Origin of the sequence: Shewanella sp. 3_MG-2023, assembly GCF_030548765.1 — a bacterium.
In the GTDB taxonomy this organism is placed as follows: domain Bacteria; phylum Pseudomonadota; class Gammaproteobacteria; order Enterobacterales; family Shewanellaceae; genus Shewanella.
The window spans coordinates 154,315-175,319 of record NZ_JAUOSH010000006.1 but is presented as its reverse complement, the minus strand read 5'-3'; the positions used below and the strand labels follow the sequence as shown (position 1 = coordinate 175,319).

Genomic DNA, 21,005 nt, shown 5'->3' with positions numbered 1-21,005 from the left:
TCTTTATATAAATCAAAAGGTCCATGTAAGCTCTGCCAAAACAAATAACATCCATGTTAAACGGCCAGTTCGGCATCTCTGCCTCTCGCTCAGAGCGTTTCACGCTGTGAAACTTCGCCATGTTTTGGTCAAATTTGTTCCAGAAAAATAATGACATTCTTGCCATCCTTGGCAGTCAGAAGCTCGCTGCTGCATCTACACCGGGATTATTATCTCTTCGATTTGACTGTATTCGTGGCAATTAAAAAAGCTAAAAAAACCAATAATCTAATCAGCTAAAGGACTCCCTTTGAATTGAGGACGCAGAGAAAATAGCGTGAGCTTGACAGGACGTCAGGCTAGCTTTCGCGGTGCAGGGATGCACCATCGGAAGCGTTAGCATTTTCACTCTTTATAATAAACAGGGACCGAAGTTATCAACAAACGAAGTTAAAAGCTGGATCAATCCCCATCGAAAATCATGCGCTTTTCAGCATTTTTCGTTAGGGCGCTGAGGGTTTGTTAAGGGCTTCTTTTGTAAAATGTGTGCGCTTTCCCCCTTGACTCTGCTCTTTGCAAAAGAAGGGGCGAAGCGCCACGACGTTAATCCAAACGGAGTTTGGAATTACAGGCTGAAACCCAGATATCAAAATCAGCAGTGGGCAGAAAACCCACGATATTAATCCAAACGAAGTTTGGAAATGCAGAATAAAATCCACAGGTCAAAATCAGCTGTGGGTGGAAAACCATGACGTTAATCCAAACGAAGTTTGGAAATACAAAAAGGAAACCAATGGTCTAAATTAGCTAAGCGCCGAAAAACGGTTTAAAATCACAAAAAATAGCAATTATTTAATGCTGTTAAGATGTTCTATTTTTTATCATTTACAATGTCAGTCCGACAAGAAATAATAACAACAATAACGATTTCTCTTGAGCTTATCTATGCCTACTTCTAATAACACTGAAATTTTTGCTAAAGCAGAACAACTATGTCACGACAATGGTGTAAAGCTAACGGCAAAAAGAAAGAATGTTTTAGGTGTATTACTTAACTCTAGCAAACCCTTATCAGCCTATGAAATCGTTGATATTTACCGTGCGACACACCAAGAATCATTAGCACCGATGTCTGTTTATCGTATGCTGGATATACTCAGTGAACTGCCTTTAGTGCATAAGCTATCATCTGAAAATAAGTACCTTGCTTGTTCACACATCACTTGCGCTCACAAGCACCAAGTACCGCAGTTTTTGATTTGTAAAAGTTGCGGCAAAGTGGCCGAGAAGGGCATTCAAGCCAGCGTGATCGAGGCTTTAAAAGAGAGCATTCAACAAGCGGACTTTCAACTGCTCAACTCTCAAATAGAATTACAATGCTTGTGTAATGACTGTGCTAACCCTAGTGAAAAGCCCAATGAGTAACGCATTCTTCATATTTGACACTTGAGCCACTCAGCCCAACTGATAGATTCACCTCTGATATCCTCAACAAAAAAGCGACCCTAAGGTCGCTTAATGTCATTGTGGTACTAAAACAATGCAGTTTGAGTTTACACCGCGGACTTGCCCCTTGTCAGTCGGGACTAGTGACAAGGTTTAACGCTATCAAATTTAACTATCAAATTTAACTATCAAATTTAACTATCCAAATAGCGTTAGTGGCGATGCTAAGACAATGAAGTTTGGGGTTTACCGCGGAGTTGACTGATGTCAATGAGCAGTGAAAACCTTAAACAGAAGTCGTATTAGCAAGCCCAAGCAGCAATTAATACTGAAAATTAGAATTGATACTTAACACTCGCGGTGAAATTAATCGGCTCACCCGGCATAGTCCATAACCTGTGATAGGAGCTTTCAAAGTATTGCTCATTAAACAGGTTATTCACATCAAGCATTACACTAAACTTGCTGCTTAACTCTATCGCTGCGGATAGGTTCACTAAGGTGTATGCAGGTAAAATATAATCAGGTGATGTGGTTTCACCTAGACGGTCGCCAACGTAATTGACCGTAGCGCCAAAATAAGCTTCTTTACCCATAATGTCAGTATAATGTCTTAGGGCCACATGACCGACATGCTCTGCAACGTTGATTAAACGTGAACCTTTAGGGATTGGCACGCCCCAGTCATTATCAATCAAATCGTTTGCTGTTCTTGCATCGGTATAAGCGTAGGCTAACTCAATGCTGGTATCAGCCGTTAGTAAGGTGGTCAGCTGAAACTCAACTCCCTGACTTTCAACCTCACCTAAAGTCGCAGAAAGCCCTGTGTCTGGCTCTGCTGTTAACATATTGGTTTTGCTGGCATCAAACAGTGCAAGGCTACCGGAGAACCTGTCAGCGACATTTTGCCATTTAAGACCGACTTCGAAAGATTTAGTTTGTTCTGGGTCAAAAGCATTTCTGTCTGAATCAAGCCCAGGATTAGGTCTGAAACCTTCAGCGTAGCTGGTGTAAACATTGATATTGTCATCCAATTCATAGACAAAACCGAAACGAGAAGATACTTCAGTTTGATCTTGCTCTTGAGACTCATTATCCAGTTTATTGACAATGTGCTGATTAAAGCTATCGACTCTGAAGCCCAATAACAGCTTGGCTTTATCAGTCAACTCAATTAAATCTTGGGCGTAAAAACCAAGGCCTTTTTGCTCTTCAAAGGTTAAGGTTGTTGGTGTGGTTTCAGGCTGATACATGGTGTAATCAGGGTTATTAGGGTTGATTGAGTATGTCGCATCGCCTGAACCCCAAGCGGTTCGCCACACTCTATAATCAGTATCTAGCTGGAAGTTATAATAATCTAACCCAATTAATAGATTATTGGTCATTCCACCAAGCTCTACGTCACCGCTAACTTCAAAACGCGCCGAGAAGTCTTGCGCCTGATAATCACGCTCTCTTCTTTGTCTTGATAAGGTATTTGGGTCGCTATAAATCAGCTGGCGGCCGTCAGATAGTTCAGCATCTGAAGATTGACCTTTAAAGGATGAATCCCGATAAGCTAAACCGGCTAATAAGTGCCACGAGTTATTAAGCTGATGATTTAATAGTAGTTGGTGTCCTAGCGCTTCAACTTTATGGGCTCCGTCTCGGGTATCACCATAAAATGCGGCAGTATCGACAGCGTCAAAATCATTATCTAATACATAGACACCGCGATCTAACGGCTTGCTTTGATGTAGAATTTCCATTTCATAACTTAAGCTGGTGGCGTCAGAGATATTCCACAAAAGTGACGGGCTTAAATTCAAGCTTTCAATATCAACATGGTCACGAAAGGTATCTGAATCTTCGTAAAAGCCATTGATGCGGTAAGCAACATCGTCACTAATGCCTTTGGTGTGATCAAATTCCACTTGTTTTTGATTGAAATTACCTAAGGTTCCCTGAATATAACCTTGTTCATCAAATTGCGGCTTTTTAGTGATGATATTGACCGTGCCACCCGGTTCACCTTGTCCGTACAGTGCTGAGCCTGGCCCTTTCATTACTTCAATGGTTTCAATATTGGCGGTATTTCTGTTGCCGTTATAACCTCGCGAGTTAAAGCCATTTACTAAGTAACCTGTCGGGTTATTTTCGTCGCCCGAAAAACCGCGAATAGCAAAGCTATCAAACATACCGCCAGAGTTATTTTGCCTTACGATACTAGGCGAAAAGTCCAAGGCGTCCATGAAACGAGTAATGCCCTCGTTTTTGATGGTATCGGCATTAATTCTATCTACTGCTTGGGGAGTATCAATCAATGGTACGTTGCCTCGGTAAGGCTGCCAAAGTCTATTTACCTCAATGCGCTCAATATCATCATTAGTTTCTGAGGTTGGGTTATTGCTATCTTGCGCTAACGCACCATTAGAAATGACAATAATTGAATATAGAAAATGCTTTTTCACGTGCTTTGCCCTATCAAGGATGGATTAAAAAGGCAATGTTATAACATATCATTTATTTCGTCAAAGTGAAGCCAGTAACAAACAGTCACTTTGGCCACTTAAGGGTTTTGAAATACATAAAGCTATTGAGAACGGCAAACAGAAAGTCCGCTGCTGGTACTTTTTAGCGGGGACAGTGAAAAACCAGTTAATCCCAAAGGAGTTTCGAGGTTCAGAAAGGGCGCATCTGGCTTAAACAGGAGATCTTTATTAATCCCATAGTTAAATACAAATAGTTAAATACAAATAGTTAGATGCAGAATGTTAAATAAAAACATTTAAATACAGTAGGTTAGGAGTAATCTGTTAGGTGGAATTAATTAGAGACAAATAGTTAGGTGCAATTTATTAGGTGGGATTAATTTGGGACATATAGTTAGATGCGATTTGTTAGGTGAAATTAATTCGAGACAATTAGTTAGATAGCATTATTAAACTATAAATAGTTAGCGGCAAATTGCGCTAATATCGCACCTTTTTCCTGTCGATTTAGAGTCCTTATCAAAGGCTATTTTAAGTTTTACCATTGAGTGTGTTACTGCTGCAGATAAGTTCACATTTTCAATCACGAAACAGCCTTTCGACTCGCATCTTTTATCAAAACCTATGTGTTCATCACCATGGGATCCTATTCCGTAGCTGTCAATAACGATAAAGGCGGGCGCGTTAAGTAGAATTTGCTCAATAGCATCACTGGTTAGCGCAGTATTCATAACGCCATAGTTTGGCGTGCCGTAACCATTTTGCTCAATGTTTGCGGTAAAAAGTACCAATGCTTTGTCTGCTAACGCTAAAGGCTCTAAATCATCCACTGACGGCATTTCGTGAGTACAATTTATAACAACGACATCGACTTCATACTGTGCTTCTAATGGCTCTGAATCGTAACAATCAATATGAGTACCTATGTGACCAAAAGCGCCGACGGCGTCAGACTGCTTTTTTGCCCATTCATAGGCAGGGTGGCCGCTTTCAATAACAAGGCTTAGCTTTTGTTCATGCATATGTCATCTCTTTAGGATTCATCGCCAACGAGTATTGGGCGGGGGCAACTAATGGGCAATATATAGATTATTATATGATTATATAAGCAGTAGTGTCCTAACTTATGTGTCCTAACTTATGTGTACTAACTTAGAGGTTATGGCTATGCATTGATTACTCTGTTGCAAGCGCCAATGATAAGCAAACTTTAAATCAGACAATAAAAAGCCCCTTAGAATATTAATCCTAAAGGGCCGATTATTGCTCTATGTTGCAAGAGCTGTTTTGCGCTAACAAAACATCAAGGGTAAACGTCCAACGGATTTAGCAAGCAATTGCATACTTAATGCGTCTTTAGTTTTATTGCTGCTAACACTCACCTAAATTGTAGGTATTGATGCTAGCAACAACATAATAGCGTTTAGTACGATTTGTGCATTTCAACAAAGATACGTTTGTAGCTGTTGATTACGCGATCAAATAATTTAGTCATCTTTTAAATCTCCACTCAGTAATAATTTCAAATTAGTAGAGTTGGGGATGTAACTTGAAATCCATTCTGTTCAAGTCCAATCGACCTTCTCTCAACACGGGGCGAATATTAAAGCCTGCCGATGTTTTTCTCAAACGAGTTAAATTAATCTAACGCATTAGCAAAACTAATGAATGAGGTGTGGGTGCCTGCTTTGTTTTCGAACTATTATTTTTATTTGTTATTTATATTCAATAGTTTAATTATTTGAATTAAAGCTGTAAGGGTTAAAATATATATCCCATGGTTTTGTTTTGATCTAATTTTGTTACTTAGGCTAAATTCATTAGCAAAACATGGATTAGGGAACACTATTTTAAAAAAATGTAAAAAAATTCCTAGCAATATTTGGGGTATTAGTCAATACATAAAAGTTGGTAGTTTGCGCTATTGCCCAAAACCCACAGAAAACCCATTAAGGGTGGCAAGTTTGATTGATTTGAATCAAATTTAGATGATATAAAATAGAGGTGTGCACCATTAATTATTTTTATAAGTAACTGTTTTTGCTGATTTTATGATTTTGGTGGGCTTGGTTTGTTTGCGCTGTGTCACCCTTTACTATCTTGGTGTGATAAACGTCTCACTATTGTGGTGCTAAGGCGAAATAAACTAAAAACGAAATTGAGTTACGGTAGTCTTAAAATAACAATTCATTAACCTGTTTTTTTGGGTGCTGCTTTAGATTAATAAATTTATTTCCTGCAATAACACTTTTGTTTTTGAGGAAGTCGACATGACATTTGGATGTACTGGGTAAGGAGTCGCCAATGATTATTGAAGAGGTTGTTGAACTGTCACGGTTACAGTTCGCGCTAACAGCCATGTACCACTTTATATTTGTACCTTTAACCTTAGGTCTAGCGTTTATTTTGGCTATTATGGAATCCGTTTACGTGATGACTAATAACCAAATCTACAAAGACATGACTAAGTTTTGGGGTAAGTTATTCGGAATTAACTTTGCTTTAGGTGTTACCACCGGTTTAGCAATGGAATTCCAGTTCGGTACTAACTGGGCGTATTTCTCACATTATGTGGGTGATATTTTTGGTGCTCCACTGGCGATTGAAGGCTTAATGGCTTTCTTCTTAGAATCTACCTTAGTGGGTATGTTCTTCTTCGGTTGGGATCGCTTTAGTAAGCGTCAACATTTAGCGGTTACTTGGTTAGTTGCTATCGGCTCTAACATGTCAGCTTTATGGATCCTGATTGCTAATGGTTGGATGCAAAACCCAGTAGGGTCAGTGTTTAACTATGAAACAATGCGTATGGAAATGACCAGCTTCGCTGAAGTACTGTTCAACCCTGTTGCGCAAGTTAAGTTTGTTCATACAGTCGCATCAGGTTATGTTGCCGGCGCGATGTTCGTCTTGGCAATTAGTTCTTACTTTATCCTTAAAGGTCGTGATTTACCGTTTGCCCGTCGCTCGTTTGCGATTGCTGCAAGTTTTGGTATGGCGTCAATCCTATCGGTAATGGTACTAGGCGATGAGTCTGGCTATGAAGTAGGTGAAGTACAGCGCGTTAAATTAGCGGCAATTGAAGCGGAATGGCACACTGAGCCAGCACCAGCGGCCTTTACTGCAGTGGGTTTCCCAAATCAAGAAACCATGCACACTGACTACGCGATTAAGATCCCATACGTAATGGGGATCATTGCAACGCGTTCTTTAGATGAGCAAGTGACTGGTATTATCGACTTAATCGACGAGCATGAAATTCGTATCCGTAACGGTATGATTGCTTACTCTTTACTAGAACAACTTCGCGCAGGTAATGAAACAGAGCAAATTCGTGCTGATTTTGAAATGACCAAAGGCGATTTAGGCTATGGTCTACTGCTAAAACGTTACACAGAAAATGTAGTCGATGCGACAGAAGAGCAAATTAAAGCTGCCGCTAAAGACTCTATTCCTAACGTTGCCCCTATGTTCTGGTCATTCCGTATCATGGTTGCGTGTGGCGTGATTATGCTATTGGTATTTGCTGCGGCATTCTGGCAAAGCACCCGTCATAAAATTGAAGAAAAACCATGGGTATTACGTGCAGCGCTATACAGCTTGCCACTACCTTGGATTGCAATTGAATGTGGTTGGTTTGTGGCAGAGTATGGTCGTCAACCTTGGACCATTTCAGAAGTCTTACCGACCTTTATGTCAGCATCAACGCTAACGCCAGGTGATATATGGTTCAGTATCATTTCAATCACTGTGTTCTACTCAATACTATTAGTGATCGAAATGTTCTTAATGTTTAAGTTTGCTCGTCTTGGCCCATCATGCCTTAAGACAGGTAGATATCATTTTGAAAACCAAGATGCTTAATCTGAGGACCTGATTATGTTTGATTATGAAATGCTAAGATTTATCTGGTGGGCTCTGGTTGGCGTATTGCTAGTTGGATTTGCTGTGACAGATGGTTTTGATATGGGTGTGGGTGCGTTATTACCAATTATTGGTAAAGACGACACTGAGCGCCGTATCATGATTAACTCGATTGCCCCTCACTGGGATGGTAACCAAGTTTGGTTAATTACTGCAGGTGGTGCGTTATTTGCCGCTTGGCCAACAGTATATGCCGTGTCGTTCTCGGGTTTTTATGTGGCAATGATGTTGGTGTTATTCGCCTTATTCCTGCGCCCTGTTGGTTTTGATTACCGCTCAAAAATTGAAGATCCAAAATGGCGTAAGTCGTGGGATTGGGCCTTGTTTGTCGGTGGTTTTGTACCTCCATTAGTTATCGGTGTTGCTTTTGGTAACTTATTACAAGGTGTACCGTTTGAGTTCGATGAATACCTACGTGCAACTTATCAAGGTGGCTTACTAGGCCTACTAAACCCATTTGGTTTATTAGCTGGCTTAATCAGTGCACTTATGATGATGATGCAAGGTGCTTCATGGTTACAAATGAAAACCGAAGGTGAGCTACGTGTTCGCGCTGCTAAAGCATCACAAGTGTGTGGTTTGTTAGTGACAGTGTTGTTTGCTGCTGCGGGTGTTTGGTTAGTAAATGGTATTGACGGTTATGTGGTTACTTCAGTAATCGATACTGCTGGTCCTTCTAATCCAACGGCTAAAACTGTTGCTATAGAAGCAGGCGCATGGTTAGTTAACTATGACAAGTATCCTCTGACTATGCTGTTCCCAGCATTAGGTTTGTTGATGCCAATCTTGGTGATTCTAGCAAGTCGCTTTAACCGAAGTGGTTTTGCATTCTTATTTAGCTCACTAGCTATTGCAGGCATTATCGTGACATGTGGCGCATCAATGTTCCCATTCGTCATGCCTTCATCGCTTGATCCAAATGTGAGCTTAACGATGTGGGATGCAACCGCAAGTGAAATGACCCTTAATGTGATGACTTGGGCGGCGATTATTTTCGTACCGACAGTATTAAGTTACACCATTTGGACTTACTACAAGATGTTTGGTCGCTTAAACCGCGACTTCATTGAAAAGAACAAAGCATCACTTTATTAATTAAGGAGCCATTATGTGGTATTTCGCTTGGATTTTAGGTGTATTACTGGCCTGTGCTTTTGGCATCATTAATGCGCTTTGGCTTGAAAACACTGAAAACTTAGACCGTATTAGCGAGTCTGAAGCTAAAAATAAGTAAGTGTTTTAAGTTGTAAAATATCAAACCCTGCCTAGTGCAGGGTTTTTTATTGTTTAAAATTAGCTGATGGGTGAAATAAGGGAAGCAAGCTTACAAAGGTTGAATGAGTTATCGTTTTTAAAGCGCTTAAATAGACTGGTACTGGGCTGCGGTAATAAACTGACCAAAGCTTTCACACCAAATAATGATGGTGTTGTAAGTTGCGATATCCACCTCTTTTGGTATTGGCACTAAGAAATTGTTGAAGGTTTTGATGTCGGCCACTTGCACCATCGTTGATTTTAAACGGTTAAAATCCGCTTCTGTTTCTACAAACTCTTTGGCCAAATACACTTTAAAGTCAGGACCTGGTGACAGCTTGCCATTCAGTGCAATAAATTCATCGCCTAGGGTCACTTTGCCTTCGCCCCAATGCAATGCGTCGCTATCTTTGAGGTTACGGCTGAATTGACCTGTAAAGCGTTGCACTGAGTCAATTGACTGCACTTGCTCGCGACTTGGTGCATCTGGTGCAGTAAGAATAGGCAAAGCATAAATACCCGCGCCAAAGCCAATGGCGAGTACGAGTGCATGGGTTGAAAGTAGTGCGATAACGGTGCGTTTTTTCATTCTGTACCTGTTCTGTCATTAAAGTGGTAGTTAATCGTAACCTCATTATCAAATAAAGGGGCATGAACTTTACCGTTCATGCCCCTTATAACGACCTGAGTTAACAATCTTTTATTACAAACAAATGATTAAATTTTAAAGAAGTTAATCTTGGTTTTTAGCTCTCCTGCTAGCGCTGTTAGCCCGTCAGCGACTTCAACGGTTTCTCCGGCGCGCTCTTGCCCTTCATTGGCAAGGGACGATATCTGATGCAAGTTGCGGGTGATTTCATCAGCAACGGCGCTTTGCTGCTCTGTGGCGCTAGCGATACTGCTAGAGAAAGTGGCAAGTTCACCAATACTGGCTGTGATTTGACTTAACTGCTCACTGGTTTGCATTCCCTGTTTGGCTGAAACACCTTGTCTTTCTCGCTATCAGAAATACCTGGGCCGTTATCACTAATGATAAAACCGTTGGCGGTTAGCTCAACGTTAATGGCGGCATTAACGCCTGCGTATTTAGTGGCGTTTTCTAATAGATTATATATGGCCCGAAACAGCAGTGTGGCATCCCTTTGAATAGACAAGCGCAGGTTTTTTTATTGTTTTTTCCTTGTTCTAAATTAGTAGGCTGCTGATTCTCATTATTTCCCCAATAAGGCCCATAACCCACTAGGTGACAGAGGGACTTTTTATTACAATAGTTATTTCGCTACCAGAGAGTTGATATGTCCAATAATGCCGGTGCCGAGATTGCGCTAATCCATTTGTTTGTGCATTTAGTCAATGCGGGTAGTTTTACTCAAGTGGCCAAAGAGCTGCAAATGCCTGTGGCTACCGTAAGCCGCAAAATTTCGAAGCTTGAAGCCCACCTTAATACGCAGCTGATTATGCGTAGTACTCGGCGAATTCGCTTAACAGAAGAAGGCGGGGCATTGTTTGAACGCTATCAAGGGGTGATAGCGCAACTTGATGTGCTAAACCATCCATCGAAAGCGAAGCCCGAAGGTACCCTGCGTTTAGCTACGCCAATTTCTATTACCTCGATGTTGCTGATGGAAGCGATAACCGAGTTTTCTATCGCGTATCCTGATATTCAATTGCACATTAGCCAAAATAACCAGACCATTGATTTAATTGATGAAGGTGTTGATGTCGCCATTGTAGGCGGAGCGCAGCCAGATTCATCTTGGGTGTCTAAGTTATTTGGGGTGCTGCATTATGGTTTGTTTGCCGCGCCTAGTTATTTAGACAAAGCGGCAGCAGTGAGCCATCCTAAGCAGCTAGTTGAGCATAATTTAGTAAAAATGTGGCCGCTGTTTAATTGGGTTTTAATTCATAAACAGTTGGGGGAGTTTTACTATGAGGGCCCGGCAAAACTGACCTTATCGGATATTCACGGCGCGGTGAAAGCAACTGTAGCAGGAGCGGGGATCATGTATGGTCCCACTAAGTTTGTTGAGCAAGAAGTGGCATCTGGGGCGTTAGTGCCAGTGCTACCTCAGTGGCAGGGTGAGACCCGGCGTATTTCGCTGTTATACCATCAGCGCAGTCATCAGCCACTAAAAGTACAATTGTTTTTAGATTTTATGTTGTCAAAGTCAGCCTCTATATTTGGCTAGCAACTGAACTGTTGCTAGCCAAAAACAGGGTGTAGTTTGTCGATAGATGCCTAAACTAAGTAAACATCTAAACTACAAGCCCCATGGGCACCGACGACTAAGGCTTGCTCAATATCGGCTGTCTTTGAAGGGCCTGCAATAAACACCCCAAATGACGGTACAGCACTATTAATTAACTTCATCGCTTGATGCATGTCTTGTACTATGTCGTCGGCAGCAATGGTGATAATCAGGTTTTCACAGATAAACGGCGTCACTCGATGGCTTTGGGGTAACGATACCCAAATTGCGCCATTTTCAGCTACTGCTATCTCGCCTTTCAGTACGGTAAAGTCAATGTCTTGCATCGCATGGGCAGTGTCAGGCTGCTGACGGTTGCCGCTGACGCCATCAACCATTGATAACACTTGTTTACCTTGGCTGATCAGCTCATGGGTATAGCTGTTTAAGGCAGCAATACCACCTTGTTGAATCAGTTTACCGGCAACGGCGCTGAGGTTAGTGTTAAATGCACTGACTAAGTCCATATCTCGTAATGGGATATCGATAACTGGCATAGTGGCTGTTGCCACGGCAGATTTTTGCAATGCTGCCAAAATGGTATTTTTACTGGACATATTATTGGCCTCTATTACGTTTAAACCAAGCTTCAAAGCTCGACTTTGGTGCCTGTGGTAATTCGCGGTATTTACCCCAAGCGCCAGAAAATGGCTTTAATAAGCTATGGGGTAAAATACGTAATGATGTTCTTGCCGCGCTCATTGAGCAGTTCATCGCTGTGGTACTACTCATAAATTTACCGACTAATGGCATGTAATGCTTTTTGCCATAAGGTAAGCGGTTTTGCTCGGCTTTAATGCGGCGGTGGCGGGCAATAATTTTATCCAGCGGCACTTGTGTTGGGCAGACAAAGCTACAACTGCCACAGAGAGTACATCCCCAAGGCATAGAGTCCGTTTTGTCGTGCTGCGCGCCTACTGCAATCCCAATAGGGCCAGGGATGGTGTAGTTATAGCTATAACCACCAGAGCGGCGATACACAGGGCAGGTATTTAAACAGCCACCACAACGAATACACTTCAGTGACTCGGCTAAAATACTGTCTTGCATCATTGCGCTGCGGCCATTATCAACAATAATAATGTGCATCTCACCATCTGGCTTTGGCGCGTTGTAGAAAGACGAATAAGAGGTAATAGGTTGGCCAATGGCATTTCTAGCTAAGGTTCTTAATAGTACCCCAGCACTGTCTAAATTGGGCACGACTTTATCAATGCCCATAGAATGCAATTGCAGCGCAGGTAAGTTTGCCCCCATATCAGCATTGCCTTCATTGGTGCACACCATGACGCCACCTTGATCGGCAATGGCCATGTTGACCCCTGTCATTGCCGCATCAGCAGATAAAAATTGCGCTCTTAAATGGGCGCGAGCTGCGCGGGTCAGGTAAGTGGGATCAGACTCACCAGCAGTGGTGCCAAGCTTGTGGTGAAATAGTTCACCCACTTCTTCTTTTTTCATGTGAATAGCAGGCACCACAATATGTGATGGCGGCATACCGGCAAGCTGAATAATGCGCTCACCTAAATCGGTATCAATAACTTCAATGCCGCGCTCTTCAAGGTACGGGTTTAAATGACACTCTTCAGTGAGCATTGACTTTGATTTGACCAGCTTTTTGACATTATGCTTTGCCAAAATACGATGGGCAATTTCATTATGCTCAGCGGCATCTTTAGCCCAATGAACCTGCACGCCATTTTCAAGGCATTTAGCTTCAAATTGCTCAAGATATTGGCCAAGGTTACTTAAGGTATGCAGTTTAATTTCAGAACCTAATTGGCGTAATTTTTCCCACTCAGGAATTTGCTTTGCAGCGCGATCGCGCTTTTCTCTGAGTAACCATAAGGCTTTTGAATGCCAATCGACGCGAGACTCATCGCGGCAAAAAATGTCGGCCTTTCTAGCGTGAGTCGCTTCAGATGAATGATTGTTTGACATAGCAAAGCCTCCTATAGAACTGAGTTAATTATTTGCGCGATATGGCGAGTTTGGATCGGTAATTGTTGGCGGCGGATCATGCCATCAAGGTGCATTAAACATGATGGGTCAAACCCCACAACAAATTCAGCTTGGGTGGCTGCGTGGGCTTGGGCTTTATCTTTGCCCATTTTTGCCGATACTGCGCCTTCGTCTACGGCAAAGGTGCCGCCAAAGCCGCAGCACTCATCACGGCGATCAGGATAGACAATGGTTAAGCCGTCAATATTTTGCAGCACTGCTTCGACTTTATTAAATTGTCTGCCCATGCTTTCGCTTGGAGTGGCAAGACTCAGCATTCTGATCCCGTGACAGCTCATTTGTAGGCTAACCTTGGTATTCAGAGGTTTCGAAAATTGCTTAATTGGGGCAATGTCATGTAAAAATTCGGTCAGTTCATACAGCTTGCTGATAACCTTTTGGGCTTCTGGGCTATTGTCAAACTCATGGAAATTTTCTTTGGCAGCCACTAAGCAAGATGCAGCAGGGCAAACAATGGCATCACACTCAACATTTTTAAAAGCGTTAAGTAGCTTCATGGTGGTGTTTCTTGCTTCGTTAAAGCAGCCTGAGTTAGTCATCGGTTGGCCGCAGCAAGTTTGACCTGAAGGCAATATCACTTCATGGCCAAGCTTTTCTAATAATTCAAGCGTAGCAACGGCGACTTCTGGCAGCATTTGATTGACGAGACAAGGTATAAACAGTGCAATTTTCATAGCATATTCTCTGTTAAGAATAAGAGTAACTGATAGGTCACAGCGCTAATTAAGGTCATAAAAATAGCGCTGTGACATTTAGGAGGATTAATGTACTGTTTTAAATTTGCAAAAAGTAGAGGTAAAAAAGCAAATGTGCGGGTTTACTTTCTCATAAATGCAATAAGTAATCGATGAGGGTTAGGGCATTGCTAATTAAGTAATTGGTTTTATAGTCGCTTTGCCAAATACCTGATGATTTTACTCTATGATCATTTCTGTTTGGTTTTAACAAGATGACTGTTGTTTAAGTGTCAAAAGTCACTTGCCTTGGTTCATGTGTGCGTTTTTGTGTTTATCGCTTATGCTCTTAAGGTATCAACTTGGGATCTTGCTATGAACTACGATGTCTCTTTGCTCGACATAAAACTGTTTTTAATGGCGCACCAGTTTGGCAATTTTTCTGAAGTTGCTCGCAGGCTGGATATGACGCCGTCTTCAGTGTCACGCAAAATGAATCAATTAGAAGAGAAGGTCGGTACTAAGTTACTCCACCGTCATACGCGGGCTATTTCATTAACTGAAGAAGGTATTGCTTTTGCTAAGCACAGTGCTGAGATTATCCGTCAGTATGATTTAGTATCTCAGCGGATAGAGCAAAAAGCTGATAGCCCCCGTGGCACTGTTAAAATTAGCGCGCCAGTGGCTTTTGCTCGGTTACATATTTCTCCTTTTTTATCCGAGCTGTTAGAGCTGTATCCACTCTTGAATCTGGAAATACATCAAACCGACAGTTTTATGGACCCCGCCCAAGAGGCCATTGATTTACTGGTGCGCATTGGGGTGCCACAAAACTCATCAATGCGGATGAAACAATTTGCCACCCAAAACTATGTCATGGCAGCAAGCCCAAGTTATTTAAAATTACATGGTGAGCCTAAAACCCCAGAAGAATTACTCGGGCATAATTGTCTGGTTTTTATTGGCACTAAGGGCTTACAGCGCTGGTTTATTGGTATTGAGCAACTTGACGCATTTGATGTCAGTGGCTCACTTTACAGTAACAATGCCGATACCTTAGTGTCGGGCGCAGTGGGTGGCAGCGGGATTGTGCTGTTTCCATCTTGGCTTATCAATGAAGAATTAAAAGCCGGAAAGTTGGTCGCCATTATGAAAAATTACCGTGGCTCCACTTCAGCTGAGCAGCAAACCGTAAGTGCTTTATATCTTAATACTGACAAATTAGCCCCCAAGGTGAGGGTGGTGATTGATTTTCTCGCTAAAAAATATGGCACCCCTTGCTACTGGGATCGCTGATTTCATATCAATGCTTTTGCACAATAATGACTGACTAGTCTTCAGCTAACATTTGACGCGGTTTATTCAGCTTTGTTATGACTTTTCTGGGGGATATTAGTTTGCTGGTGATATTTTTTAGTAAAGGAATAAAAATAAATACCGCTAAACCAACCACCATGATATCGCTCATAAAGACCCCTAAAAGGCTTTTAGCGGGGATCTGTATCAGCTGTAATAACGGCAGCATAAACATCGGCACAATCAAGGTTAATGGAAAAATAACGGCCAATACGTGAAGGTATTGATTCACAGTTTGTTTGGTGAAAATGTTCATTGCAGGACTCCTTAAAATAGATGACAGGAGTTTAGCGAAAATCTTATTACTGATTAAGCCACCTAGCTTACTAACAGTTATGCAGAAATTGCACAGATGAGCTAATTTACCAAGCTATAAACACGAAAACGGCGCTTAATAGCGCCGTTTTGTTATAGGTATAACCGCCTTTATATTAGACGCTTATTGGCTCAAGGCTTGGTTGCTGCAAGGCTTTTTTCTTCATTAATAATAGGTACATAGTTGGCACCCAAATTAACGATAACAAGGTGGTGAGTAAGGTGCCGCCTGCAATCGCTATTGCAAAGGGAGGCCAGAAACCGCCGCCTGCAATAATCAGTGGTAAGAAGCCGCCAATGGTGGTGATAGTGGTTGAGCCAATATGTCTGCCGCAGCCGCTAACAATGTTGATGATGGTTTCAAGGTTGCCAAGTCTTGCCTCTGGCATGTCTTCAAGTTCTGCCAAAATAACGATAGCGGCATTAATGGCCAGCCCCATTAGGCCTAATAAGCCGATAATCACGGTAAAGCCAAACGGAAACCCAAACACATACACTGCCAGCAGACCAAGCCCTGCTGATTGAAATGCGCTTAATAAGATAATCGCAGTTAATCTAAATGAGTTAAAAGACAGCACCACTGTTGCCAGTAATAAGGTCACCACCACTACGATGTTTGACAGTAAATTGCCCACCGCTTCATTGCGTTTGGCGCTTTCACCGCCGATCTCGATATGGTAACCCGCTGGCAACTCAATTTGGGCGAGTTTATCTTTAACATCATTTAAAACTTTTCCGGGTAATACGCCACTGACAATGTAGGTTTCAATTGTGTTAACCCGCTCGCCATTGCGCCTTGGGATCCCGCCGCGACTGACATTGATTTCATTGTGGGAAATGGCTGACAGCGGAATAATATTGCCTTTATTAGACAGTAAATTAAGCTCAGATAAACGAGTGGCTTGCTCTCTTGAGCTATCTGCTAACCTTACTCTTACTGGTAGCGATTCAGTTTGCTCTAAAATACTGCCGCCTATGATACCTGTGGTAGACATTTCAATTTGTTTGGCGATATCAGTTAAGCTTAAGCCGCTCATTAAGCTGGCATCTTCATTGATTTGCATCCACACCTTTGGTGAGCCTGCACTTAAGGTGGCGCGGGTATGGATCACATCTTTGGTTTGCATAAACAAGCCGCGGGCCTGTTCTCCTAGCTGAGTTAATACATCTAATGATGGCCCGTAAATGCGTAATTCAACTGGGGCGTTAAATGGTGGGCCCTGTTCTAGTTTTCTCACTAAAATTTGCGCTTGGGGAAAAGCATCATCAAACTCAGCTTGTAGCGATAAAATCAGTCGATTCGCCGCATCAAAGTCGGTCACTTTGACCATGGCTTGGGCGTAGTTAGCCGCCCCTTGTTGGCGCTGGGTCAGGTTGTAATAAAACGATGGCGTATTGCCGCCAATGACCCAAGTGCTCATTTCAACATCTTCAAGCGCCCGTAAACGCTGATCAATTTGTTCAACTTGCTGACGGGTATTGGCTAAGCTCACATATGGCGCTAAATACACTTCAATTTGAAACATATCCCGATCCGATGGCGGGAAAAACTGCTCGGTCATTTTAGTTGAAGCAACAAAACCGACAACCGGCAAAATACCAATCAGCACAGCGGTGATCACGGGTCTTTTTAAGCCAATGCGTAAACTGGTTTGAAAAGCATGACTAAGACGCGGGAAGGCCATGCCTTTTTGATACCACGCCATAGACGCATTATCTTGGCTAAAACGCCCCGCCAAACCAGCAATGATGGTGTGTGAAATTAAGTATGAGCCCAGTAGAGCAAACATCACTGAAATGGCGATACCACCAACAAACTCACCTGCTGCGCCGGGCATTAAAACTATCGGAGCAAAGGCCAACATGGTGGTAATGGTTGAGCCCGCAAGCGGCAGCCATAAGTGGTGCAAGGTTTTACTCACGGCTTCAAGTTTACTTAAGCCTTGTTTGCGGCGCTGGGCAATAGCATCAACAATTACAATGGCGTTATCCACCATAATCCCCAGTGCCACCACTAAACCAGTGACTGACATTTGGTGGATGGGCAGTCCGGTGTACTTCATACAGGCGAGGGTAAACAAGGCCGTTAGCGGCAGTGATAATGCCACAATCAGCGCATTTCTTAGCCCAAGGGTGAGCATCAGTACCAGTAAAATAATCACAAAGCCTTGGATTAAATTAATGACTAAATCCCCTAGGCGCACACTGGTATAGCCTTGTTGATCAAACAGCCATTGCACTTGAATGTTAGCCGGTAAGTTAGCGCTAAAGTCATCGACCACTTGGCTTACTTGCGCTTGCCATTGATCAACTCGGTTATCGTCAAGCATTCGGGCCGACACCAATACCCCTTCAGCGCCATTAATCAGCGCAATGCTGGTGGCAGGTGTTTTAGGTTGACGGCTAATATTGGCGACATCACCTAGGCGAATGATCTGACCATTAGTATCAATTTTTAACGGCACTTGGCCCACGCGAGTGATTGAATCAAGCTCGCCTGATACTTCTATCAGCGCTTTAAAGGTAGCGTTATGGATTTCACCAGCTGATATTTTACTGTCTGCATTAGACAAAATAGCGGCAATAGCAGCGGGAGTTAATTTAAGTTGACTGATTTTATTGCCATCAAGCTCAACCAGAATTTCTTCATCTGGGGTGCCAGACAAGTTGACGAAGTCAGTGCCATTAAGTACCCGTAACTTGCTTTGCAACTCTTTAGCATAACGCTTGAGTACGTCAGTTCGAATTGGGCTGTCGTTTTGCCACACTAAGCCTAAAATCGCGGTGTTGGCGTAACCTGTTTGGTCATCCAAAATGCTGTTTTGCGCCGGTAGCGGCAGTGTAGATTTACTGTCGGCGACTAAATCACGGGCTCGAGACCAAACCGGAGCTGTGTCAGTTACCGTGTCTTTAAGCTCTAACTGGATAACGGAAATGCCCGGGCGCGAGGTAGATTGCACTAGCTTTAATTCTTCTAAGCGGCGCAGTTGATTTTCTAACACTTCAGTGACCAAAGCTTCCACTCGCTCAGCCGATGCGCCGGGGTAATGAGTCACCACCGAAGCAAAGCGGTTGGTAATGTTAGGGTCTTCAGTGCGGGGTAAACTGCTAATGGCGCCTAACCCCGCCACCAATAGCAGGGCAATCATTAAACTTGCTAGCCTGCCATTTTCAACAAAGGCCTTAATCATAATGACCTCGCAACAGTTTGTGAGCTTGGGCTAACAATTTGGCCAACCACCAATTTATGTAAGCCCTGAGTGACTATGACATCATTTTTATCAATCGCGCCATTAATAAAGGCTTGTTGCTGGTTGGTGTAAATAATATCAACGTCGCGGCGCTCTAGTTGGGCTTGTCCGTCAGCATTTTTGGTGACCACAAACACATTCCATAAGCCTCGCATACCATCAGTGAGTGCGGAAATGGGCACCCAGTAACCGGCGCTATTGACCTGTTGTTGGTATTCAAGATAAGCGATTTCACCATTGATCATGCGGCTGTTATTGGGTAAGTCTACCCGCAGCTGCACAGTGCGAGTGACCGCATCGATTTCTGCGCTGATCCCGGCAATGGTGCCAGTGTAGGTTTGATTGCCAACAGTGATGTTGACGCTTTGATTGGTTTGCATGGTCATCGCGACCGTGTTTGGCACCCCAATATAAGCCTGCTGCTGGTTGTTACCAATTAAGGTAAACACCGGACTACCCAAGGCGATAACTTCGCCGATATTATGGTGACGCTTACTGATGTTGCCATCAAAAGGCGCCACTAATGTGGATTTTGCTAGCTTTAATTCGGTGGCATGAAGCGAGGCTTGTAGGCGTTTTTGATTGGCTTGCAGGCTGGCGACTTGCTGCTGGCTTTCATCAAACTGCTGCTGGGATACATACTGCTTTTTCTTCAGCTTAACGGAGCGATTAAAATTACTTTGCGCTAAATCTAAATCGGCTTGGGTTTGCAGTAGTGACGCCGCTAATTGTTGCTGCTCAGCCTGAAGTAATTGGGTATTAAGCTTGGCCAGTTGTTGCCCTTTAATGACGCTATCGCCACTATCAACAACAATGTCGCTTAATTTGCCCGCCAGTTCAAAGCCTATGGCGGTGGTATCGCTTGAGCGCACAATACCCGTGTATCGCTGCTGCTGAAGGTAACTGCTACTGGCATTAAGTGGCTGGGTCATCACATTAGGAATAGTCACTGTTGCCGTATTGGATATTGCGGCCTCATTACAGGCCGTTAACAAAATCAAACTGATGATAATGCCAAGCTTATTGACGCGACGCTGTAGGGTGACCTTATTCATGGTGAACATTCCTATTGCTATTGCAACTTCCTTAATTTCAATTAAACCAAGGCTTAATAGCATTGACCAATTGAATACATCATGTGATGCTGGGCTAATAAAGAACTAGACTGTCTAGTCTATTTGGGTTTTAGTTTATTTCTATAAAACTAGACTGTCCAGTCTAATTTGTGATTAAATGTTATTTATTGTTAAGGCGTGGTTGCACTTATAGCGAAAACAAACATAAATACAAGAAGATGTGATTATGATAAATGAGGCAAACTCAGCACCGTGCAATCATGGTGCGGTGAAAACTCGTAGCGAACAAAAACGAATGCGGATTTTAGATGCAGCCATTGAGCTTTTTTGCGTGCAAGGTTTTCCTAATACCAGTATGGATTTGGTCGCGAAAAAAGCTGAAGTCTCTAAGCAAACGGTGTATTCACACTTTGGTTCTAAAGATGAGTTATTTGTCGCGGCGATAGAATCTAAGTGTGTGGTGCATCAACTGACCGGCAACTTATTAAGTGACTCACTCAATGCTGAGCAAACAATAGTTACCTTTGCGAAACAGTTTAGTGATTTGGTTGTGAGTGAAGAAGTATTAGCAGTTTTCAAAACTTGTCTTGCTCATGCTGATAGCCATCCAGAGCTATCAAAGCTGTATTTTGATGCCGGCCCTAAGCATATTTTAGCCTTGCTGGCGGATTACTTTACCGCGGTGAATCAGCACGGTGAGTATTATTTCCCCCAGCCCCATGACTGCGCCGTTCGCTTAAGTTTAATGCTTTTTGGTGAGCTGAAGCTGCGTTTAGAGCTGCGCCTAGATGCCACAGACTTAATGCCTAAACGGGCGCAATATATTGAAGATACCACGGAGATGTTTTTAAAAGCCCATCGAGTGTAGCAGCGGTAAGCTGGGTTATCGCAAACTGGCTTAGATAACATGGTTTTCAGCGCTGAAAAGTGTCATAAAATATTGAAATAGTGATCCAATTTAAAAGCGTTCCAGTATAGACGTTATGATTTA

The 21,005-nt window shown here is 42.7% G+C and carries 18 protein-coding genes; 7 read left to right on the top strand and 11 right to left on the bottom strand.

The window, feature by feature from the left end; translation table 11 throughout:
• Positions 1-924 precede the first annotated feature (924 nt).
• Positions 925-1,404, top strand: coding sequence for a Fur family transcriptional regulator (locus Q4591_RS05525; protein ID WP_102531868.1), 480 nt, complete (start codon positions 925-927; stop codon positions 1,402-1,404).
• A 356-nt stretch (positions 1,405-1,760) separates the two neighbouring features.
• Here Q4591_RS05525 and Q4591_RS05520 read toward each other — a convergent pair whose 3' ends face one another.
• Together Q4591_RS05520 and Q4591_RS05515 are read right to left on the bottom strand one after the other, a co-directional pair.
• Complete coding sequence (locus tag Q4591_RS05520) at positions 1,761-3,875, bottom strand: TonB-dependent siderophore receptor (RefSeq protein ID WP_303459829.1); 2,115 nt, start codon at positions 3,873-3,875, stop codon at positions 1,761-1,763.
• A 485-nt stretch (positions 3,876-4,360) separates the two neighbouring features.
• Positions 4,361-4,918 (bottom strand): hypothetical protein, encoded by a 558-nt coding sequence (locus tag Q4591_RS05515; RefSeq protein WP_102475426.1) that lies wholly within the window; start codon positions 4,916-4,918, stop codon positions 4,361-4,363.
• A 1,282-nt stretch (positions 4,919-6,200) separates the two neighbouring features.
• Here Q4591_RS05515 and Q4591_RS05510 point away from each other — a divergent pair.
• Genes Q4591_RS05510 through cydX form a run of 3 tightly spaced genes read left to right on the top strand, consistent with a single transcriptional unit; the run spans position 6,201 to position 9,051 of the window.
• Complete coding sequence (locus Q4591_RS05510) at positions 6,201-7,757, top strand: cytochrome ubiquinol oxidase subunit I (protein ID WP_102438741.1); 1,557 nt, start codon at positions 6,201-6,203, stop codon at positions 7,755-7,757.
• A gap of 15 nt (positions 7,758-7,772) precedes the next feature.
• Positions 7,773-8,912, top strand: coding sequence for a cytochrome d ubiquinol oxidase subunit II (gene cydB, locus Q4591_RS05505; RefSeq protein ID WP_102438739.1), 1,140 nt, complete (start codon positions 7,773-7,775; stop codon positions 8,910-8,912).
• 13 nt (positions 8,913-8,925) lie between these two features.
• Positions 8,926-9,051 (top strand): cytochrome bd-I oxidase subunit CydX, encoded by a 126-nt coding sequence (gene cydX, locus Q4591_RS05500; RefSeq protein ID WP_102438737.1) that lies wholly within the window; start codon positions 8,926-8,928, stop codon positions 9,049-9,051.
• 126 nt (positions 9,052-9,177) lie between these two features.
• On the opposite strand, the gene Q4591_RS05495 is transcribed toward cydX, so the two are convergent.
• From Q4591_RS05495 to Q4591_RS05485, 3 genes are all read right to left on the bottom strand, one after another.
• A complete protein-coding gene (locus tag Q4591_RS05495) occupies positions 9,178-9,660 on the bottom strand; it encodes a DM13 domain-containing protein (protein ID WP_303459827.1) in 483 nt (160 codons plus the stop codon).
• Positions 9,661-9,788: 128 nt separating this feature from the next.
• Positions 9,789-10,037, bottom strand: coding sequence for a hypothetical protein (locus Q4591_RS05490; protein ID WP_198590838.1), 249 nt, complete (start codon positions 10,035-10,037; stop codon positions 9,789-9,791).
• The gene (locus Q4591_RS05485; RefSeq protein WP_241901017.1) at positions 10,016-10,225 is read right to left on the bottom strand and encodes an ATP-binding protein; all 210 of its coding nucleotides are present in this window, start codon (positions 10,223-10,225) and stop codon (positions 10,016-10,018) included. The genes Q4591_RS05490 and Q4591_RS05485 overlap by 22 nt, the downstream gene beginning before the upstream one ends.
• A gap of 141 nt (positions 10,226-10,366) precedes the next feature.
• Here Q4591_RS05485 and Q4591_RS05480 point away from each other — a divergent pair, with 141 nt between their 5' ends.
• Positions 10,367-11,260, top strand: coding sequence for a LysR family transcriptional regulator (locus Q4591_RS05480; RefSeq protein WP_102519877.1), 894 nt, complete (start codon positions 10,367-10,369; stop codon positions 11,258-11,260).
• A 50-nt stretch (positions 11,261-11,310) separates the two neighbouring features.
• Here the strand turns inward: Q4591_RS05480 and Q4591_RS05475 are convergent, their stop codons facing one another.
• From Q4591_RS05475 to Q4591_RS05465, 3 genes are read right to left on the bottom strand one after another with little or no spacing between them, the layout of a single operon-like run.
• Positions 11,311-11,877, bottom strand: a complete 567-nt coding sequence (locus Q4591_RS05475; protein ID WP_102475424.1) for an LUD domain-containing protein — start codon at positions 11,875-11,877, stop codon at positions 11,311-11,313.
• Position 11,878: 1 nt separating this feature from the next.
• On the bottom strand, positions 11,879-13,261 hold the full coding sequence (locus Q4591_RS05470; RefSeq protein WP_102438728.1) for a lactate utilization protein B: 1,383 nt from the start codon (positions 13,259-13,261) through the stop codon (positions 11,879-11,881).
• A gap of 11 nt (positions 13,262-13,272) precedes the next feature.
• On the bottom strand, positions 13,273-14,016 hold the full coding sequence (locus tag Q4591_RS05465) for a (Fe-S)-binding protein (RefSeq protein ID WP_076540150.1): 744 nt from the start codon (positions 14,014-14,016) through the stop codon (positions 13,273-13,275).
• 375 nt (positions 14,017-14,391) lie between these two features.
• Between Q4591_RS05465 and Q4591_RS05460 the strand changes: the two genes are divergently transcribed.
• Complete coding sequence (locus Q4591_RS05460; RefSeq protein WP_303459825.1) at positions 14,392-15,312, top strand: LysR family transcriptional regulator; 921 nt, start codon at positions 14,392-14,394, stop codon at positions 15,310-15,312.
• A 34-nt stretch (positions 15,313-15,346) separates the two neighbouring features.
• On the opposite strand, the gene Q4591_RS05455 is transcribed toward Q4591_RS05460, so the two are convergent.
• The 3 genes from Q4591_RS05455 to Q4591_RS05445 all read right to left on the bottom strand — a co-directional run bounded on the left by Q4591_RS05455 (position 15,347) and on the right by Q4591_RS05445 (position 19,993).
• Entirely contained in the window at positions 15,347-15,628 is a 282-nt protein-coding gene (locus tag Q4591_RS05455) for a hypothetical protein (RefSeq protein WP_102475422.1), read from the bottom strand.
• A gap of 175 nt (positions 15,629-15,803) precedes the next feature.
• Complete coding sequence (locus Q4591_RS05450; protein ID WP_303459821.1) at positions 15,804-18,878, bottom strand: efflux RND transporter permease subunit; 3,075 nt, start codon at positions 18,876-18,878, stop codon at positions 15,804-15,806.
• A complete protein-coding gene (locus tag Q4591_RS05445; protein ID WP_303459819.1) occupies positions 18,875-19,993 on the bottom strand; it encodes an efflux RND transporter periplasmic adaptor subunit in 1,119 nt (372 codons plus the stop codon). The genes Q4591_RS05450 and Q4591_RS05445 overlap by 4 nt, the downstream gene beginning before the upstream one ends.
• 247 nt (positions 19,994-20,240) lie before the next feature.
• Here Q4591_RS05445 and Q4591_RS05440 point away from each other — a divergent pair, with 247 nt between their 5' ends.
• Positions 20,241-20,882, top strand: a complete 642-nt coding sequence (locus tag Q4591_RS05440) for a TetR/AcrR family transcriptional regulator (RefSeq protein WP_303459817.1) — start codon at positions 20,241-20,243, stop codon at positions 20,880-20,882.
• Positions 20,883-21,005 lie beyond the last annotated feature (123 nt).

Bases quoted from the DNA above. Each gene is read 5' to 3' on its own strand.
- Q4591_RS05525 (WP_102531868.1), top strand. From the start codon at position 925: ATGCCTACTTCTAATAACACTGAAATTTTTGCTAAAGCAGAACAACTA.
- Q4591_RS05515 (WP_102475426.1), bottom strand. From the start codon at position 4,918: ATGCATGAACAAAAGCTAAGCCTTGTTATTGAAAGCGGCCACCCTGCC.
- Q4591_RS05510 (WP_102438741.1), top strand. From the start codon at position 6,201: ATGATTATTGAAGAGGTTGTTGAACTGTCACGGTTACAGTTCGCGCTA.
- cydB (WP_102438739.1), top strand. From the start codon at position 7,773: ATGTTTGATTATGAAATGCTAAGATTTATCTGGTGGGCTCTGGTTGGC.
- cydX (WP_102438737.1), top strand. From the start codon at position 8,926: ATGTGGTATTTCGCTTGGATTTTAGGTGTATTACTGGCCTGTGCTTTT.
- Q4591_RS05495 (WP_303459827.1), bottom strand. From the start codon at position 9,660: ATGAAAAAACGCACCGTTATCGCACTACTTTCAACCCATGCACTCGTA.
- Q4591_RS05490 (WP_198590838.1), bottom strand. From the start codon at position 10,037: ATGCAAACCAGTGAGCAGTTAAGTCAAATCACAGCCAGTATTGGTGAA.
- Q4591_RS05480 (WP_102519877.1), top strand. From the start codon at position 10,367: ATGTCCAATAATGCCGGTGCCGAGATTGCGCTAATCCATTTGTTTGTG.
- Q4591_RS05475 (WP_102475424.1), bottom strand. From the start codon at position 11,877: ATGTCCAGTAAAAATACCATTTTGGCAGCATTGCAAAAATCTGCCGTG.
- Q4591_RS05470 (WP_102438728.1), bottom strand. From the start codon at position 13,261: ATGTCAAACAATCATTCATCTGAAGCGACTCACGCTAGAAAGGCCGAC.
- Q4591_RS05465 (WP_076540150.1), bottom strand. From the start codon at position 14,016: ATGAAAATTGCACTGTTTATACCTTGTCTCGTCAATCAAATGCTGCCA.
- Q4591_RS05460 (WP_303459825.1), top strand. From the start codon at position 14,392: ATGAACTACGATGTCTCTTTGCTCGACATAAAACTGTTTTTAATGGCG.
- Q4591_RS05455 (WP_102475422.1), bottom strand. From the start codon at position 15,628: ATGAACATTTTCACCAAACAAACTGTGAATCAATACCTTCACGTATTG.
- Q4591_RS05450 (WP_303459821.1), bottom strand. From the start codon at position 18,878: ATGATTAAGGCCTTTGTTGAAAATGGCAGGCTAGCAAGTTTAATGATT.
- Q4591_RS05445 (WP_303459819.1), bottom strand. From the start codon at position 19,993: ATGAATAAGGTCACCCTACAGCGTCGCGTCAATAAGCTTGGCATTATC.
- Q4591_RS05440 (WP_303459817.1), top strand. From the start codon at position 20,241: ATGATAAATGAGGCAAACTCAGCACCGTGCAATCATGGTGCGGTGAAA.